General features: G+C 52.6%; 14 protein-coding genes. 3 read left to right on the forward strand and 11 right to left on the reverse strand.

All coding sequences use genetic code 11. The annotated features are described in order from the left end of the window. Positions 1-5 precede the first annotated feature (5 nt). The 3 genes from BM040_RS04580 (at position 6) to BM040_RS04590 (ending at position 3,524) form a co-directional block, all read left to right on the forward strand. Positions 6-1,940 (forward strand): fumarate reductase/succinate dehydrogenase flavoprotein subunit, encoded by a 1,935-nt coding sequence (locus BM040_RS04580; RefSeq protein ID WP_092099280.1) that lies wholly within the window; start codon positions 6-8, stop codon positions 1,938-1,940. A gap of 116 nt (positions 1,941-2,056) precedes the next feature. Next, positions 2,057-2,809 (forward strand): succinate dehydrogenase/fumarate reductase iron-sulfur subunit, encoded by a 753-nt coding sequence (locus tag BM040_RS04585; protein ID WP_092099281.1) that lies wholly within the window; start codon positions 2,057-2,059, stop codon positions 2,807-2,809. Positions 2,810-2,999: 190 nt separating this feature from the next. After that, positions 3,000-3,524, forward strand: coding sequence for an NADPH-dependent FMN reductase (locus BM040_RS04590; RefSeq protein ID WP_092099282.1), 525 nt, complete (start codon positions 3,000-3,002; stop codon positions 3,522-3,524). Between the two features lie 164 nt (positions 3,525-3,688). On the opposite strand, the gene ftsZ is transcribed toward BM040_RS04590, so the two are convergent. Genes ftsZ through BM040_RS04645 form a run of 11 tightly spaced genes read right to left on the reverse strand, consistent with a single transcriptional unit; the run spans position 3,689 to position 17,678 of the window. Further along, the gene (gene ftsZ / locus BM040_RS04595; protein ID WP_092099283.1) at positions 3,689-5,245 is read right to left on the reverse strand and encodes a cell division protein FtsZ; all 1,557 of its coding nucleotides are present in this window, start codon (positions 5,243-5,245) and stop codon (positions 3,689-3,691) included. Between the two features lie 43 nt (positions 5,246-5,288). Beyond that, complete coding sequence (ftsA, locus tag BM040_RS04600) at positions 5,289-6,587, reverse strand: cell division protein FtsA (protein ID WP_092099284.1); 1,299 nt, start codon at positions 6,585-6,587, stop codon at positions 5,289-5,291. An 11-nt stretch (positions 6,588-6,598) separates the two neighbouring features. Beyond that, complete coding sequence (locus BM040_RS04605) at positions 6,599-7,360, reverse strand: cell division protein FtsQ/DivIB (protein ID WP_092099478.1); 762 nt, start codon at positions 7,358-7,360, stop codon at positions 6,599-6,601. After that, complete coding sequence (gene murC / locus BM040_RS04610) at positions 7,344-8,756, reverse strand: UDP-N-acetylmuramate--L-alanine ligase (protein ID WP_092099285.1); 1,413 nt, start codon at positions 8,754-8,756, stop codon at positions 7,344-7,346. Before murC ends, BM040_RS04605 begins: the two co-directional genes overlap by 17 nt. Next, on the reverse strand, positions 8,753-9,865 hold the full coding sequence (gene murG, locus BM040_RS04615) for an undecaprenyldiphospho-muramoylpentapeptide beta-N-acetylglucosaminyltransferase (RefSeq protein WP_092099286.1): 1,113 nt from the start codon (positions 9,863-9,865) through the stop codon (positions 8,753-8,755). Before murG ends, murC begins: the two co-directional genes overlap by 4 nt. After that, positions 9,858-11,024 (reverse strand): FtsW/RodA/SpoVE family cell cycle protein, encoded by a 1,167-nt coding sequence (locus BM040_RS04620; protein ID WP_092099287.1) that lies wholly within the window; start codon positions 11,022-11,024, stop codon positions 9,858-9,860. The genes murG and BM040_RS04620 overlap by 8 nt, the downstream gene beginning before the upstream one ends. Positions 11,025-11,048: 24 nt before the next feature. Further along, entirely contained in the window at positions 11,049-12,392 is a 1,344-nt protein-coding gene (gene murD / locus BM040_RS04625) for a UDP-N-acetylmuramoyl-L-alanine--D-glutamate ligase (RefSeq protein ID WP_092099288.1), read from the reverse strand. 32 nt (positions 12,393-12,424) lie between these two features. Then, positions 12,425-13,645, reverse strand: coding sequence for a phospho-N-acetylmuramoyl-pentapeptide-transferase (gene mraY / locus BM040_RS04630; RefSeq protein WP_092099289.1), 1,221 nt, complete (start codon positions 13,643-13,645; stop codon positions 12,425-12,427). Between the two features lie 49 nt (positions 13,646-13,694). Then, on the reverse strand, positions 13,695-15,158 hold the full coding sequence (locus BM040_RS04635) for a UDP-N-acetylmuramoyl-L-alanyl-D-glutamate--2,6-diaminopimelate ligase (protein ID WP_092099290.1): 1,464 nt from the start codon (positions 15,156-15,158) through the stop codon (positions 13,695-13,697). After that, entirely contained in the window at positions 15,158-17,257 is a 2,100-nt protein-coding gene (locus tag BM040_RS04640) for a penicillin-binding protein (RefSeq protein WP_092099291.1), read from the reverse strand. Before BM040_RS04640 ends, BM040_RS04635 begins: the two co-directional genes overlap by 1 nt. Further along, positions 17,247-17,678 (reverse strand): FtsL-like putative cell division protein, encoded by a 432-nt coding sequence (locus BM040_RS04645; protein ID WP_092099292.1) that lies wholly within the window; start codon positions 17,676-17,678, stop codon positions 17,247-17,249. The genes BM040_RS04640 and BM040_RS04645 overlap by 11 nt, the downstream gene beginning before the upstream one ends. Positions 17,679-17,691: the final 13 nt, after the last annotated feature.

Here is a 17,691-nt window from a genome sequence, read left to right on the forward strand (position 1 = left end):
TTACTATGATATTAGATTCAAAAATCCCGGAAGGCGCCTTAGCCGAGAAGTGGGACAAGCATAAATTCAACGTAAAGCTGGTAAACCCGGCCAACAAGCGTAAATACGATATTATCGTGGTGGGTACGGGCCTTGCCGGTGCTTCTGCCGCTGCTTCTTTCGGAGAACTGGGCTACAACGTAAAAGCTTTCTGCTTCCAGGATTCTCCCCGCCGCGCGCACTCTATCGCGGCACAGGGTGGTATAAACGCCGCCAAGAACTACCAGAACGACGGTGACTCTATCTTCCGTCTGTTCTACGATACGATTAAAGGTGGTGACTACCGTGCCCGTGAGGCCAACGTATACCGCCTGGCCCAGGTATCTGTTGACATCATTGACCAGTGCGTAGCGCAGGGTGTTCCATTTGCCCGTGAGTACGGCGGTCTGCTGGCTAACCGCTCGTTCGGTGGCGCGCAGGTATCGCGTACGTTCTACGCCCGCGGCCAAACCGGACAGCAACTGCTGCTGGGTGCTTACTCTGCCCTGAACCGTCAGATAGCTTACGGCAAGGTAAAAATGTACCCGCGCACTGAGATGCTGGACCTGGTAATGGTGGATGGCAAAGCGCGCGGTATTGTAGTCCGTAACCTTATCACTGGTAAAATAGAATCGCACAGCGCGCACGCCGTGGTGCTGGCAACCGGTGGCTACGGCAACGTGTTCTACCTCTCTACCAACGCCATGGGCTCTAACGCCACAGCGGCCTGGAGAGCCTACAAGAAAGGTGCCTTGTTCGCCAACCCTTGCTATACTCAGATTCACCCAACCTGTATTCCGGTTTCCGGCGATTACCAGTCTAAACTGACGTTGATGTCAGAATCGCTGCGTAACGACGGACGCGTATGGGTACCGAAAACGAAAGAAACAGCTGAGAAGCTCCGTAGAGGCGAAATCAAAATTAACGATATTGCCGAGCAGGACCGTGATTACTACCTGGAGCGTAAGTACCCGGCCTTCGGTAACCTGGTGCCGCGTGACGTGGCTTCCCGCAACGCGAAGTTGGTTTGCGACGAAGGACGCGGCGTTGGTGCCTCCGGCCTTGCCGTATTCCTAGACTTTGCCGATGCTATCAGACGTGAAGGCCAGCCGGCTATTGCAGCCAAGTATGGCAACCTGTTCGATATGTATGAGAAGATCACCGACGAGAACCCATACGAACAGCCGATGCGCATCTACCCGGCCGTGCACTACACCATGGGTGGCCTTTGGGTAGACTATAACCTGATGACCAACATCCCGGGTCTTTACGCTGCCGGCGAGGCAAACTTTTCAGACCACGGTGCAAACCGCCTGGGTGCCTCTGCGCTGATGCAGGGTCTGGCTGACGGATACTTCGTACTGCCTTACACCATCGGTGATTACCTGGCGAAAATGCCTTACGACAAGGTAGCGGTAGACCACCCTGCCTTCAAAGAAGCCGAGCAAAACGTTATCGATATCAACAACAGGCTGCTTTCCATCCAAGGCAACCGCACTGTAGACGACTTCCATAAGGCGCTTGGCCACATTATGTGGGAGTACTGCGGCATGGCCCGTAACGCAGAAGGCCTGCAATTCGCCAAGCAGGAAATCCGCAAGCTGCGCGACGAGTTCTGGCGCGACGTGAAAGTAGTTGGCGTGAACGAGGAACTGAACATCACCCTGGAGAAAGCCAACCGCGTTGCTGACTTCCTGGAGTTGGGTGAACTGATGGTAGAAGATGCCCTGCACCGTAACGAGTCTTGCGGTGGTCACTTCCGTGAGGAGTACCAGACCCCTGAGAACGAGGCCCTTCGTGATGACGAGAACTTTGCTTACGTAGCCGCCTGGGAGTTTACGGGTGTAGGCAACGATCCTGTGCTGCACAAGGAGGAGCTGAAGTTCGAGAACGTGAAGCTAACGCAGCGTAGCTATAAATAATGATTAATGAATGATTAAGAATGCGTCTGGAAGCAGGCGGTTTCGGGTTCTTAATTAGAGATTCTTAATTCGTAATTAATAAGAAAATGGCTGGAAGTAATCCAAATGCTAAACCAATGGACCTTACACTAAAGGTTTGGCGCCAAAAAGATAAAAATTCACCAGGCCAAATGGTGACCTACCCTGTAAAGGGAATTTCTCCGGATATGTCTTTCCTGGAGATGATGGATGTTCTGAACGAGGACCTGCTGCGCAAAGGCGAAGATCCAATCGCTTTTGACCACGACTGCCGCGAGGGTATCTGCGGTATGTGCAGCCTCTACATCAACGGTCGTCCACACGGCCCTGAGCGTGGCACAACCACATGCCAGCTGCACATGCGCCACTTCAAAGACGGAGACACCATCACGATTGAGCCTTGGAGAGCAGCCGCTTTCCCGGTTCATAAAGACCTGGTGGTAGACCGTTCGGCTTTCGAGCGTATTCAGCAGGCAGGTGGTTATATCTCCGTAAACACGGGTGGTGTGCCGGATGCCAATGCTATTCCGATTCCAAAATCTATTGCTGATAAGGCTTTTGATGCGGCTACTTGTATTGGTTGCGGTGCCTGTGTGGCTGCCTGTAAAAACGCATCAGCTATGCTGTTCGTGTCTGCCAAGGTTTCTCAGCTGGCGATGCTGCCACAGGGTAAGGCAGAGCGTAAGACCCGCGTGGAGAACATGGTCGCCCAAATGGATATCGAAGGATTTGGTGCCTGCAGTAATACAGGAGCCTGCGCTGCTGAGTGCCCGGTTGGTATCTCCATGGAGAACATCAACATGCTTAGAAGCGAGTACTTATACGCGAAAGCTACTTCAGAAAATATATAAGTAGCTTTGCAAGCAACATACGGAAAGGCGGGGCAGTTACTGTTCCCGCCTTTTCTATTTTAGGCCGCACTACCTATTGGCAATCTTTTTTATACTTCCTCCAAGTATAAATTAGTATACTTGTACTCGCGGTTTGGTTGTGGGCTAAAAGATAGGCCCCATGAACAGCCGTTGAAGCAACAACAAAAGTATGATTACACTGATATCGGGCACGAACAGGGCTCAGTCCACTTCAAGAGCCATAGTTAACCTGTACGCTTCTATGCTGGAGCAGCGTGGGCAAGCCTACCAGATCCTGGACCTGGCAGACCTCCCTGCTGACTTTATCGAAACCGCTCTTTACGAAAACACCGGAAAAAACGAGCAGTTTAACGCTCTGGCCTCCAAGATTGCAACCTCTGACAAAATCGTATTTGTGGTGCCTGAGTATAACTCCTCCTTCCCGGGTGTCCTGAAGGCTTTTATAGATGGCTTGGCCTATCCCAATACCCTAAAGGATAAGAAAGGGGCTTTGATAGGATTGTCCTCGGGCATGCAGGGTAGTGGCATCGCGCTAAGTCATTTTTCAGATGTACTAAACTATCTGGGAATGCACGTGATGGCAATGCGGATGAAACTGGCCCACATCGAGAAAAATTTTGATGGCCAGCAATTCACCAACAAGTTTTACCAGGAATTACTGGAGCAACATGTGGAGCAGTTTCTGAAGTTCTAGCGTCAGATGCTCCGGGAAGGTATAAGTACCAGCAATTTATACTTATATAAGGTATGTCAGGAATGGGTATGTCCTAGGGTTATCTTTCTCTAAGAATTTCAAAGTATAAAAAAGGGGCTGCAGCTATCGCTGCAGCCCCTTTTTTATACTTTGAATCCAGGCGATTAGTCTACATTATCGTGCAGGAAGCGGTTATCGCCCAGTATTTCGTTATCGTCGTTCAGGTTGAAGCGGGAGATATTACGCTCAGAAGAGTGTGCTACTCTGTCCAGGGCAACATTGCGGCGCAGGTAAGCCGGCACCTCAAGCTTCTCTTTGATAGCCTCCGAAGTAGTCTCGGCGCTCAGCATACGCAGGCGCTCGCGGCGCTCCTCGGCACGACGCTGCATGATCTCACGCTCTTCAGCCAAACGCTGGGCTGCTTCACGTCTCTCACGAGCCTCACGTGCTTCTTCTTCGCGCGCAAAGCTATTGTTCTGGAACATGTCGTTATGCGAGTTACCCTCCAGATCAAACACTACACGCTGCGGCTGTGCCGGCTGCGGGCGCATGGCGCTGCTGTTGTTGTCAAAAGTGCTTGGCGCTTGTGGCGAAGCAGGCTTTGGAGCAACAACCGGAGCAGGCGCTACAGGCTTGGCAAATGTGGTAATTTCAGGAGCAACCTCTGGTTTAGCAGGCTCTGCTACCTCAATTTTTTTTTGGCTGTCCAGGTCAAATACCGTTTTCTTCGGCTCAATGATGCTCTCGGCATCGCTGGCAAAACCAGTGGCGATAACCGTAACACGGATGCTCTGACCCAAGGCCGCATCAATACCATGCCCGAAGATAACCTCAGCTTCCTGACCGGCTTTGTCCTGGATATACTCTGTGATTTCGGTCAGCTCATCCATTTCCAGCTCGGCCTGCTCGCCAGACATGATAGAAAGCAGGATTTTCTGAGCACCATGAATATCAGTGTTGTTTAGCAGCGGAGATGAAAGCGCCTCTTCGGCGGCACGCAGGGCACGGCCCTCGCCCTCTGTTGTCGCAGAACCCATCACTGCGGCACCAGAGTCTTTCATTACAGTTTTAACGTCCTCAAAGTCAACGTTTACCTCGGCAGTAACCGTGATGATCTCAGCAATAGACTTGGCAGCAGTCGTTAAAACGTTATCCGCTTTCGCAAAAGCCTCACGGATGGTCAGGTTACCGAACATCTCGCGCAGCTTGTCGTTGAGGATCACCAAGATGGTATCGCAATTTTCGCTCAGCTCTTTCACGCCGTTTTCTGCGGCTACCTTCTTCTTCTTACCCTCAAAAGCGAAAGGAGCCGTTACGATACCCACGGTAAGTATACCCAGCTCTTTGGCAACCCTTGCGATAACTGGAGCAGCACCGGTTCCGGTACCTCCGCCCATACCGGCAGTGATAAACACCATTTTGGTGTCATTGCTGAGCATATCCCGAATCTCTTCCTTACTCTCCAGAGCCGCCTGCTTTCCTTTTTCAGGGTTAGCGCCTGCTCCAAGGCCTTCGGTAAGATTCTGGCCAATCTGCAGCCTGTTTGGCACAGCTGCACTCTGCAGAGCCTGTGCATCTGTGTTGCAGATGATAAACTCTACGTCTTTGATGCCCTGGCTGTACATGTGGTTTACGGCATTGCTGCCACCACCGCCCACACCGATCACCTTGATGATGGATTTACCGCCGGTTGGTAAATCAAATGCATATGCTGATGTCATACTAATGTCTCCTGCTTCTTTATGGGTTGTAATTTCTTTGTTCTTAGTCTATATCGTCTGATAAAAATCCTTTGAGCTTCTGCAGCAAACCTCCACTGCTACTGGTGCTGCTCGTGCTGGTGCTTTTCGGCTCGGTAACTTTATTGTATACTTGTTCCGGCACCTCCGAGCGGCGCTCTATGCGCTGGTCTAGCGGGTAGTACCCTGCCAGCACGAGGCCCACGCTGGTCGCGTACATTGGTCCCTTCACGGCGTCTATCTTCGATCTGCCCAGGTGCTCGTTCGGGTATCCAATGCGGGTATCCATACCGGTGATGTATTCTACCAGCTGCACCAGGTTCTGAAGCTGCGCGCCGCCGCCAGTGATCACGATACCACCGGCCAGGCTGTTGGCGTACCCGGAGCGTACGATCTCTGCATACACAAGCTCCACAATTTCCTCCATCCTTGCCTCGATGATGTAAGCCAGGTTTTTGAGGGAAATCTCCTTTGGCGTGCGGTCACGCAGGCCCGGAATGGATACAATCTCGTTCTCAGAAGCCTCATCGGCGATGGCACGACCGAACTTCACCTTCAGCTGCTCGGCCTGGTTCTGCATCACCATGCAACCCTGCTTAATGTCAGAGGTGATGATGTTGCCCCCAAATGGAAGAACAGCAGTGTGGCGTATAATATTGTCTTTGAAGATTGCCAAATCTGTGGTGCCACCTCCAATATCCACTAGTGCTACCCCAGCCTCTTTCTCCTCATCGCTCAACACGGACATACTTGACGCCAGTGGCTCCAGTATCATCTGCTCTACTTCTAGTCCGGCGCGGGACACACACTTGTTGATGTTGTTGATGGCATTCGACTGCGCCGTGATGATGTGGAAGTTCCCCTCCAGGCGCACGCCCGACATACCAACCGGATCAACTATACCTTCCTCGTAGTCCACTTTGTACTCCTGTGGCATCACGTGAATGATCTCGCTTCCCGGAGGTGTCACCAGACGGTACATGTCATTGGTCAGGCGGTTTACATCCTCCAGCGTAATCTCATCGTCCGATACCTGACGCGTAATGCTGCCGTTGTGCTGCAAGCTCTTGATATGCTGTCCGGCTATGCCCACGTTAACCACCCCAATGTTGATACCTGACTGCTCCTCGGCCTGACGGATGGCCTTTTTGATGGCATCTACCGTTTTGTCGATATTGCTCACAATGCCTCTCACCACTCCCTCAGACACGGCTTTGCCCATGCCCAATATCTCCAGCTTGCCAAATTCATTCTTCCGACCAACAAGTGCGCAAATCTTGGTTGTCCCAATATCCAAGCCTACTACAATTTTGTCGTTCTGCATATCTATGTTTCTTATTCGCAAATAATCTGATCTTCGAACTCCACGTTAACTCGCTTGTAGCGGTCCCATCCCATGGTGGGCAGTACCTTCTTATAAAGAATAGCTAACTTCTTAAACTTCTCCTCCACCTTCTCCGGCTTGCCGAACTCAATCGTGTGCTCGCCTACCTGGGGTAGAAAAGAAACCTTGCCTTTGCCGTCTATGTGCATGTGGGCAAGCTGTGCCTTCCAAAACTCGTCGTTTTCAATAAACTGGAGCAAAGAAAGGTATGAATGGCCTAAAGAATCCCTGAAGAATCCCCGGTCAGTTGGTTTTAATTGTGCTGACTTAGTTATTGGTATTACACGCGCCGTGTATCTGTCGGAGAGAGGCAGAATGTTCCCCTCAGCATCGATGTAGACATCTTGATCTTGTCGTATAATTCTTGCAATAGGCCTGTTCTGTTTTACAAATACCTGGATGTTTCCATCTAACCCTCTATACACTTCCGCATCTCTCACAAATTTATGCGATTCTATGCGTTTTTCAAGGTTTTTCAGGTCGATGTTCTGGTTAGGCAGCCCTTCAAGTTTGCGCTCGCCCTCCCGTGTTAGCAGCCCTCGTACTTCGCTATCACCAATAAAGTAATTATTGTACTCATTATCAATTTTAATTGACACTTTTTCACAGATTTTTTCATTCTGCTTAGATGTCGCAAAAGCCGCCAAGCCCCCAATGGAGAGGATGCTACAACATGCAAAAATTAAAGATTTTATTCTACTTTTCAAGCCCATACCCTCCATTTCCTAAAATATTTTTGATAGGCTTAACAAGCGTGTCAATGTCGCCTGCACCAACGGTGGCAAGCACGTCAAAATCGCTGTTTCTAAGCAGATTTGCCACAACATCCTCCTTGTGCAGCAGTTCCTTTACCGGGCAGTTCACCTGCTCCAGAATCATCGCTGAGGTAACACCAGGTATAGGCTTTTCGCGGGCCGGGTAAATATCCAACAGTACCAGTTCATCCGCATGGCTGAGGCTTGCTGCAAACTCAGCGGCAAAGTCCCGGGTGCGGGTAAACAGGTGCGGCTGAAATATCACTTTTAGCCGCTTGTCCGGGTACAGCGCACGCAGTGATCCCATAAAGGCGTCGATCTCCTTCGGGTGGTGCGCGTAATCATCAATGTATACTTTGCCCTGCCCCTCATACACAAACTCAAAGCGGCGCTTTACGCCGGCAAAGGCCTCTACTCCGGCTTTTATACTTTGCGCCGGCACCTGTAGCACCTGCGCTGCCAGTATGGCCGCCAATGTATTCTCGGTATTATGGAAACCCGGAACCCCTAACCTCAAACCGTCAATATTCCCAAAGGGGCTTACCACGTCAAATTCAAACCAGCGTCCGTTTACCTGCAGGTTTTGCACATGCGCCTGCCCGCTGTTCAGGCTGTACTGGTACACCTTTACTCCTTCCTGCACCAGTTGCGTGAGACGGGAATCCAACCCCTCGTGCAGGAACAGGAAGCCCCCGGGCTTTACCTGGCTGATGAAGCGCTGGAAGGTCCGGATCATCTCCTCGTGGTCGCCGTAGATATCCAGGTGATCCGGGTCTGCCGAAGTCACAATGGCCACATCCGGGAACAGCGTCAGGAAGGAACGATCATACTCATCGGCCTCCACCACTACCACTTCTTGCTCTGTTGTTCCCTTGCTTATCAGCAGATTTGAGTTCAGGTTGGTAGAAACTCCACCCAGAAAAGCGGAGCAATCCACGCCGGCATGGTGCAGTAGGTGGGCCACAATGCTGGAAGTGGTGGTTTTGCCGTGCGTACCGGCCACTGCCACCGTATAGGCCGAGGCCGTGATGATGCCCAGCACCTCTGAGCGCTTCTTGATCGTATAGCCCTGCTCTTTCAGGTAAGCCCACTCGCTATGATCGGCTGGTATGGCCGGTGTCAGCACGACCAGGGTCTTTTCCTTATGCTGCAGGATCTCTTCAGGTAGATGCACCAGGTTGTCCTCGTAGTGCACAGCTATTCCCTCCTGCTCCAATGCCTCGGTCAGTGCGGTGCGGGTTTTGTCGTAGCCCCACACCGGATAGCCTTTGGCCTTGAACCAGCGGGCAATGGCGCTCATGCCGATGCCGCCAATGCCAAGGAAGTAGATATAGCTGTAGTCCTCCAGTTTCACCTGATCAATTTTACCAGTTCGTTTACAATGTCTGCTGCCGCGTTAGGGCGAGCCATTTTAAGTATATTTTGATGCAGACGTTGCTGCTCCTTCTCGTCATTTACAAGCTGCAGTGCCGTGGGCACCAGCTTCTCCATGGCCTCTGCATCCCGCACAAGTATGGCAGCCTGCTGTTGCACCAGAGCCATGGCGTTTTTGGTCTGATGATCTTCGGCCACATTGGGCGACGGCACCAGCACCGCAGGTTTTCCGGCCAGGCAGAGCTCTGAAATGGACAAAGCGCCGGCCCTGGAGATCACCACATCGGCAGCAGCGTAAGCCAGATCCATGCGTTTGATAAAATCCAGTGCGCGAACACCCTGGTTTTTATATTTTGCCTCCAGTTCCTGAGCCTGCGGATAAAATACCTTTCCTGTCTGCCAGATAAGTTGATAACCTGCCTCTGCTATACTTTGCAGCTGTGCGGCTATACTTTGGTTGATGGTTCTGGCCCCCAAGCTCCCGCCAATCACCAGTATCGTCTGCTTCTCCGGGCTCAGACCAAAATGCTGCAATGCCTCTTCCCGCTTTCCCTCCAGGTGCATGATGTCGGAGCGCACCGGGTTGCCGGTCAGCACAATTTTATCCGCCGGAAAAAAAGCTTCCATACCCGGGTAAGCCACGCATACTTTCTGCACCCGTTTAGCCAGCAGCTTGTTGGTAATGCCCGCATAGGAATTCTGCTCCTGGATCAGGGCCGGAATCCCACGCGAGGTGGCCGCATACAGCAACGGACCGCTCGCATAACCGCCCACCCCTACCACGGCGTCAGGCTTAAACTCTCTTAATATTTTGTGTGAGGCACGCACGCTTCTGAGCACTTTCAGCGGAAACGATAGGTTGTCCAACGTCAGCCGTCGCTGCAGCCCGCTTATCCAAAGCCCCACAATTTTATAACCCGCCTCCGGCACACGCGTCATTTCCATTTTCCCCTGCGCTCCCACAAACAGGATCTCAGCTTCCGGATTTATTTCCCGAAGTTGGTTCGCAATAGCCACGGCCGGGTATATATGCCCACCGGTACCGCCACCGCTGATGATCACGCGATATGGTTTCCCCTGCCTAGGCATGCACGGCTCCTTTCACTGTTGATTTCGCAGTTGCTGCGCCAATAGGACGTTCCTCATTTATATCTTGCCGGCTTACACTAAGTATAATGCCGATGGAGATACCGGTGAAGATCAGGGAAGTACCACCCATACTTAGCAGCGGCAACGGCAAACCTGTGATCGGACCCAGCCCAACGGCTACGGCCATATTGATCATGCCCTGCAACACCAGGCTAAAGCTCAGCCCGGCAGAAAGCAAACCTGCAAAAGCTCCATCGCTTTTACTAACTGTTACCAGCCCCCTGTAAAGCAAGGCCAAGTATAAAAACAAGACAAACACACCTCCAAACAGGCCATACTCCTCTAGGATGATGGCATAGATAAAGTCGGAGTAAGGGTGTGGCAGAATGTCGCGCTGATCGCTGTTGCCGGGTCCCTTGCCCACCAAACCGCCGGTTGCAATGGCAATATAAGACTGCTCCAGCTGGAACGGCACCTCGTTCGGATCCATAAAGTCCTGCACGCGGCTAATGGCCGTACCCATACGCTGGCCGGCTGCCAGCGCCCCTCCTCCAATCACCAGGCCTGCCAACACCACGATTGCCAGGTATTTAATCGGCACTCTGCCAATAAACATCAGCAGCATGCAGGTTGCAAAAAGCAAGATGGCTGTCGAGGTATTGGTCATGGCAATCAGAGCGCAGATGGCTACTGTCCAGATCATCATCGGCACCAGCGTTGATTTCCAGTCCTCGAGGTACTGCTGCTTTTTGGACAGCATGCTCGCCAGGTAGGAGATCAACGCCAGTTTCGCCAAGTCCGAAGGCTGAAACGTCTGGTTGATAACCGGAATCGTGATCCAGCGGGAGGCCTCGTTGATATTGGAGCCATAGAAGTACGTCACCAACAGCAGCGGGGCAGACACCACCAGCGCCACCAGCGAAAGCTTGGAGTAAAAGCGGTACGGGATCTTGTGCGCCAGCCACATAAAGGCCAGCCCCACCAGAATCAGGGAAGTATGCTTAAACAGGAAGTACTCCGTGTTTCCTTCCATTTTCTTATAAGCCAGGGTACCTGTGGCAGAGTATACCACGGCCACGCTGATCAGCGAGAACGCGATCACGATGCCCCATAGCACCGGGTCTCCCTTCAGGTTTTTCTGTAACCACTGCTTTACCATACCTTCGGCTTATACTTTTATACTTTACTTCTTCAGCACGATTTTCTCCACAGCCTCTTTAAAGCGCTGCCCACGGTGTTCGTAATTGTTAAAAAGGTCGAAACTGGCGCAGGCCGGCGAAAGCAGCACCACATCGCCGGGCGTTGCCAGTGAACGGCTCAGGCGCACGGCATACTCTATCGAGGTGGTCTCGGCGATAATCGGCACCACGCGCCCGAAGGCCTCCTTCAGTTTCTCATTGTCTTTGCCCAAACACACAAGCACCTTCACCTTCTCCCGGGCAAGCTCTACCAGCGTGCTGTAATCGTTGCCTTTGTCCACGCCCCCTGCAATCCAGATAATGGGCTGTTTTATACCTTCCAGCGCATACCACACGGCTTCCACGTTGGTCGCCTTGGAGTCGTTGATGTAGCTGACCTCCTTGGCAATAGCCACCAGTTGCAGCCTGTGGTCAGCATTCTCAAACGTCTCCAGCGCCTGTTCAATCTGCGCATCCTCCACGCCCATCAGCTTGGCCACGGCCACGGCCGCCATGGTGTTGTACTGGTTGTGCTTTCCAATGAGGCCGGAATTTGAGGTATCCACCGTTCCCTCATGAGATTTAGCAGCTACTTTTATACTGCTGCCCTCAACGTATACTTTCGCCTCGTCGGCACCTTGCAGCGAGAAAGGCACGGTAACACCGCCAAAGCCGGCTGCGTCAAAAGCCTTCCTGATGTTCTGGTCATCAGCGTTGTAGATAAAGAAATCATCGCTCGTCATGTTCTGCACGATGCGCAGCTTGGAGGCGGCGTACTTGTCCATGCTATACTCGTAGCGGTCCAGGTGGTCCGGGGTGATGTTGGTGAGCACGGCAATGTGCGGCCGGAACTTGTACATGTTGTCGAGCTGAAAACTGCTCAGCTCCACCACGTAGTAGTCGTGCTTGTTCTCGATCACCTTCTCTGCCAGGCTCTCTCCGATATTCCCTGCCAGCCCCACGTTGATGCCTGCGTTTTTGAGCAGGTGGTAAGTGAGCAGCGTGGTAGTGGTTTTACCGTTGGTGCCCGTAATGCAGATGAACTTCGCGTCGGTGTACCTGCCGGCAAACTCAATTTCAGATATTACAGGTATCTGTTTCTTGGTTGCCTCTTTGATAACTGCAGCTTTACCAGGAATGCCAGGACTTTTAATGATTTCATCGGCGTTGAGTATGGTTTCTAAAGTATGATTTCCCTCTTCAAAAGGGATAGCAGCCGTGGCCAGCTTAGCCTTGTACTGCTCCTTAATCTCACCTTTATCAGACACGAATACCTCCAGCCCCTTTGCCTTTGCCAGCAAAGCTGCCCCTACTCCGCTTTCCCCTGCTCCTAGTATCGCTATCTTCATAGTTTTAATGTTCGTTTTCTGTTAGCCGATGGCTATCTAAGTTTCAACGTTGCCAGTGTCAGAATTGCGAGCATGATGCCCACGATCCAGAAGCGGCCCACGATTTTGGACTCATGGTAGCCCAGTTTCTGGTAATGGTGGTGCAGCGGCGACATCTTAAAGATGCGGCGGCCCTCGCCATACTTCTTTTTGGTATACTTAAAGTAACTCACCTGCAGCATCACCGACAGGTTCTCCACCAGGAAGATGCCGCAAAGTATAGGAATCAGCAGTTCCTTGCGCACAATCAAAGCCAGCACCGCAATGATGCCGCCAATAGCCAGGCTGCCTGTATCGCCCATGAACACCTGCGCCGGGTAAGTATTGTACCACAAAAAGCCCACGCAGGCCCCCACGAAGGCCAGACAGAAGATTGTCAATTCACCGGAATTCGGGATAAACATGATGTCCAGGTAATCGGCGAAGATGGTGTTTCCTGATAGCCAGGCAAAAATGGCGAGCGTCAGACCAATAATAGCTGAAGTGCCTGCCGCCAAACCGTCGATACCGTCTGTGATGTTAGCGCCGTTGGATACGGCCGTGATCACCAGGATCACGAAAGGGATGTACAAGTAACAAGACCAGCCCTCGAACAGCGGACCCGCAAAGGAAAACAGGTTGCAGTAGTCCAGCTCGTTGTTTTTGCGGAACGGAATGGTGGTGATCATGCTGTGCACGTCGGTATACTGCCTGGAGGCATTCACCGCAGAGGTGCTGCCGTCGGCAAAAATGTACTGGCGCACTACCACGTCCTCGTGAAAGTATAAAGTCAGGCCCACGATCAAACCCAGGCCCACCTGGCCCAGAATCTTGAAACGCCCGGCCAAACCTTCCTTATTCTTCTTGAAAACCTTGATATAATCGTCCAGGAAGCCAATCAGACCCAGCCACACGGTGGATACGATCATCAACTGCACGTACACGTTGTCGAGGCGGGCAAACAGCAGCACCGGCACCAGGATGGCCAGCAGGATGATGAGGCCGCCCATGGTGGGAGTACCTTTTTTCTCCATCTGCCCTTCCAGGCCCAGGTCCCGGATGGACTCGCCTACCTGCTTGCGCTGCAGCACTTTTATCAGTCTGCCGCCAAAAATCATCGCAATCAGCAGCGAGACAAGTGTCGCCATACCCGCCCTGAACGAGATGTACTGGAACACGCCGGCACCAAACAGGTCGAACTCGCGGTCGAGGTATGTAAAAAGGTGGTAAAGCATTTACTCTGTAATCAGTATCCTTTGGCTAAAAATTGTTTTGGCTAATCGTTTATTTTCCCAGTTGCTGCATCAGCTCGCGCAGCACCTGCTTGTCATCGAAATCATACTTCACCCCTTTTATCTCCTGGTATGTCTCATGGCCTTTGCCGGCAATAAGGATGATGTCGTTCGGCTCGGCCAGCATACAGGCAGTTTTAATGGCCTCCTTACGGTCCAGCACCGAAAGCGTTTTCTTATAATCCAGCGGCTTCACGCCTTTCTGCATATCTTCCAATATAGCCTGCGGCTCCTCGAAGCGCGGGTTGTCAGAAGTAAGTATAACTTTATCGCTCAGGCGGCAGGCAATATCGGCCATCAACGGGCGCTTGGCCACGTCGCGGTTTCCGCCGCAGCCTACCAGCGTTATCACTTTCTGGTTAGGGTTTCGGATCTGCTGTATGGTGTTCAGCACGTTCTCCAGCGCGTCCGGCGTGTGGGCATAGTCCACGATGCCAGTTATTTGCGACTCCGACACAATGTAATCGAAACGCCCGGCTGCAGAGTTCAGGCTGGAGAGCACGGTCAGGGCCTCGGTCGGCTCCTCTCCCAGCAGCACGGCCACGCCATAGGCAGCCAGCAGGTTGTAAGCATTGAAAGTTCCGATGAGTTTGGCCCATATCTCCTGCCCATCCACCTCCAGGTGCAATCCCTGAATAGTATTATCGATGATGCGGCCCTTAAACTCCACTGCCTTGCGTAAAGCATAAAAATGCGTGCTGGCTTTGGTGTTTTGTACCATTACCGGCCCGCGTTTATCGTCTGCGTTAATCAGGGCAAAAGCATTTTTCGGCAGCATATCAAAGAAAGACTTCTTTGCCTTGATATATTCATCGAAGGTGCCGTGGTAATCGAGGTGATCGTGGGTGATGTTGGTGAAAACACCCCCGGCAAAGGTTATACCCACTACCCGGTGCTGCACCATCGCGTGCGAGCTTACCTCCATAAACACGTGCGTGCAGCCGGCTTTCACCATCTGCGCCAGCAGCTCGTTCAGCTTCACGGCATCCGGTGTGGTATGGGTGGAGGGGATTACCTCCTCGTCTATCTGGTTTTGTACTGTAGAAATCAGCCCGACATGGTAGCCCAGCTCGCGGAAAAGCTTGTGGAGCAGTGTTACAGAGGTGGTTTTTCCGTTTGTGCCGGTCACCCCGATTAGCTTCAGCTTCGCGGATGGGTTGCCATAGAAGGCAGCGGCCAGGTAGCCCAGTGCTTCGGAAGAGTTCTTCACCTGCACATAGGTTATACTTGGGTTTAACTCCTGCGGCAGCTCCTCACATACGATGGCTACGGCGCGGGCCTCTTCTGCCTTAGGAATGAACGTATGGCCGTCAGCCTGCACCCCGCGCACCGCTACAAACAGCACTCCTTCCCGCACCTGCCGCGAATCAAACGTAATGCCCTGCACCGCCACGTCCAACGGACCGTGGGTGCTCAGCACGTTTACATTTTGTAGTATGTTCTGCAGTAGCTGCATCAGCCAAGTATAATAGTTATCGTTTTCTCTTCATTTATATCGGTTCCGGGCGCTAAAGACTGTTTCTTCACACGCTTGCCCATCCCCTGCACATCCACTTTCAGATGCTGGTTGCCCAGTATGTACAAAGCATCTCTCAGCGTCATTCCCACCACATCCGGCACCTTGTTCTGCAGCACCGGGTTGGGTTTAAACTCCAGGGAGCGCCTCTGCGGCTCCACCTTCACCCAGTCCTCCTCCGTTACACCTGCCCGGGTACTTACGCCCAGGTTGTTGTAGATCAGCTTCAGATCGTCCAGGCTTCCTGCTTCCACCACTGGCAAGCTTTCCTTGTCTGGCACCACACGCTCGTGCATGGGTTTGTGCATGGCCAGGTCTAAGGCGTAGGCCTTGTCGGCCAGCTCCTTGAACACCGGTGCCGCCACGTCGCTGCCGTACACATTCACCCCTTTTGGGCTGTCGATGATCACGATGCAGCTATACTTCGGATTATCGGCCGGGAAGTAACCGGCAAAGGAAGTAGAGTACTCGCGCACATAGCGGCCGTTCTTTACTTTACGGGCCGTACCGGTCTTTCCTGCTATTTTATAGTCAGCGTTGCGGATGCTACGGGCTGTTCCGTTCTCTACCACGCCTTCCAGCATCAACTTCAGCTTCTTCAGCGTTGCATCTGAGCAGATCTTCTCGTTCAGCACGCGGGTCTGGAACGACTGCACCACTTCATCCACCTTGCGGATCTCCTTCACGATGATCGGCTGAATCAGCACGCCGTTATTGGCCACCGCATTATAGAAGGCCAGCGTGTGCAGGGGCGACAGCTTGAGCTCGTACCCGATGGACATGGAGGTAAGCGTGGTGCCGTACCAGTCCTTGTCCTGCGGGCTCTTCATGTAAGGCACCGCCTCCCCATCCATCTGAAAACCCAGGGTGCTGTTCAATCCAAACTTGTTCAGGTAATCGACATAAGCCTGCTGCTCATGCCCAAAATATTGCTCCATCAGCTTGGCAATGCCGATGTTGGATGACTTCTCAAAAACCTGCTGTACCGTTATCTTGCCGTAGCCATTGATTTTGGCGTCGGTCATAATGGTGTTTTTGATGCGATAGCGGCCATCCCCGGCGTCCACCGTATCGGTCAGGCTGATGTCCGGGCGATGCTCGAACAGCGCCATCATGGAGGCCAGCTTAAACGTAGAACCCGGCTCGGTGCGTCCCTGGTTGCCTACCGCGTAGTTATAGTCCTCTATATAACCGCCCTTGGTTTTGCCGAGGTTGGCAATGGCTTTTATCTCGCCTGTCTTTACCTCCATCAGGATCACTGTCCCGTACTCCGCGTCTGTGCGCTCCAGCGCCTTGTACAACGCACTCTCGGCCACGTCCTGCAGGTTCACGTTCAGCGTGGTTTTGATATCATAGCCATGCTGCGGCTTCACCTCTGTTCCGTCGTAGATAGGCTTGCTGCCACCGGCTATGCGCTCGAAAAGCGCCTCCCCGTCCACCCCGGACAAATTGCCGTTAAAGCTATACTCCAGGCCGGCCCCGTTCTTATCCTCGTTTATGAAGCCAATGGTACGCTCGGCTAGTATACCAAATGGTTTGAAGCGTTTTTCTACTTTCTCAAAGATCACCCCACCCTTGTTCTTGCCTTCCCGGAAGATGGGCCAGCGGGACATTAACTTCTTATCCTGGTAGCCTATCTGCCTGCTGTTCAGGCGCACGTATCGTTTGCCGGAGTGCCGCGCGTTCTTCATTTTGCGGCGGTAGTAGTCAGCCGACTTATCGCCGTAGAAGCGCGAAAGCAGCATGGCCAGCGAGTCTACCCCAGCGTTGAACACCTCCGGCTTTGCCACCGCGGGGTCGAAGGCCACCCGGTAAAACGGCAGCGACGTGGCCAGTATGCTCTCGTTATCGGAGAGGATATTGCCTCGCGTGGCGTGCACCGGCTTGTAGAAGATGCGGCGCTCGTTGGAGATATTCTTCCACTTGTCACCGTCCAGAAACTGGATATGCACGATCTTATACACGATCGCGCATGCAAACAGGCAGACAAACAAGAATACCAGCCTAACCCGAACCAGTATGGATTTCTTAATACTCATCTGGGCTCACGATAACCTGGTATGGCGGCCGGGAGCTTTCCTCCAGGCCGAGCGGGGCCACGTTGCGGGCCACCTCCGATTGCTTACTCGCCTCCATGTACTCCGACTTGAGCGTGGAGTAGTCGGCGCGAAGGTCTTCCACCTCCACTTTCACCTTGTCGATCTGCCGTATGGTTTTGACGGCGAAATGGGTATTGCCTATGTATAAAAGCGTAATGCCCGTCAGAAACAGAACGCGCGGCATATACTTAAGCGGCACCCCCTCTTCAAACAAGGCATCAACATTGGCGTATTTATCCAGCAGTGCAAACAGGCTGAATCCCTTCTTCTTTGGCCTTACCGGCTCCTCTGCCTCTTGCTTCACTCGCGCCGCGTTTGCTTTCGGGGCGTCTGTATTTTTAATGAGTACATTAGAAGCCATACTTGTTTCCTCT

This window comes from Pontibacter chinhatensis, from assembly GCF_900113285.1.
GTDB classification, from domain to species: Bacteria; Bacteroidota; Bacteroidia; order Cytophagales; family Hymenobacteraceae; genus Pontibacter; species Pontibacter chinhatensis.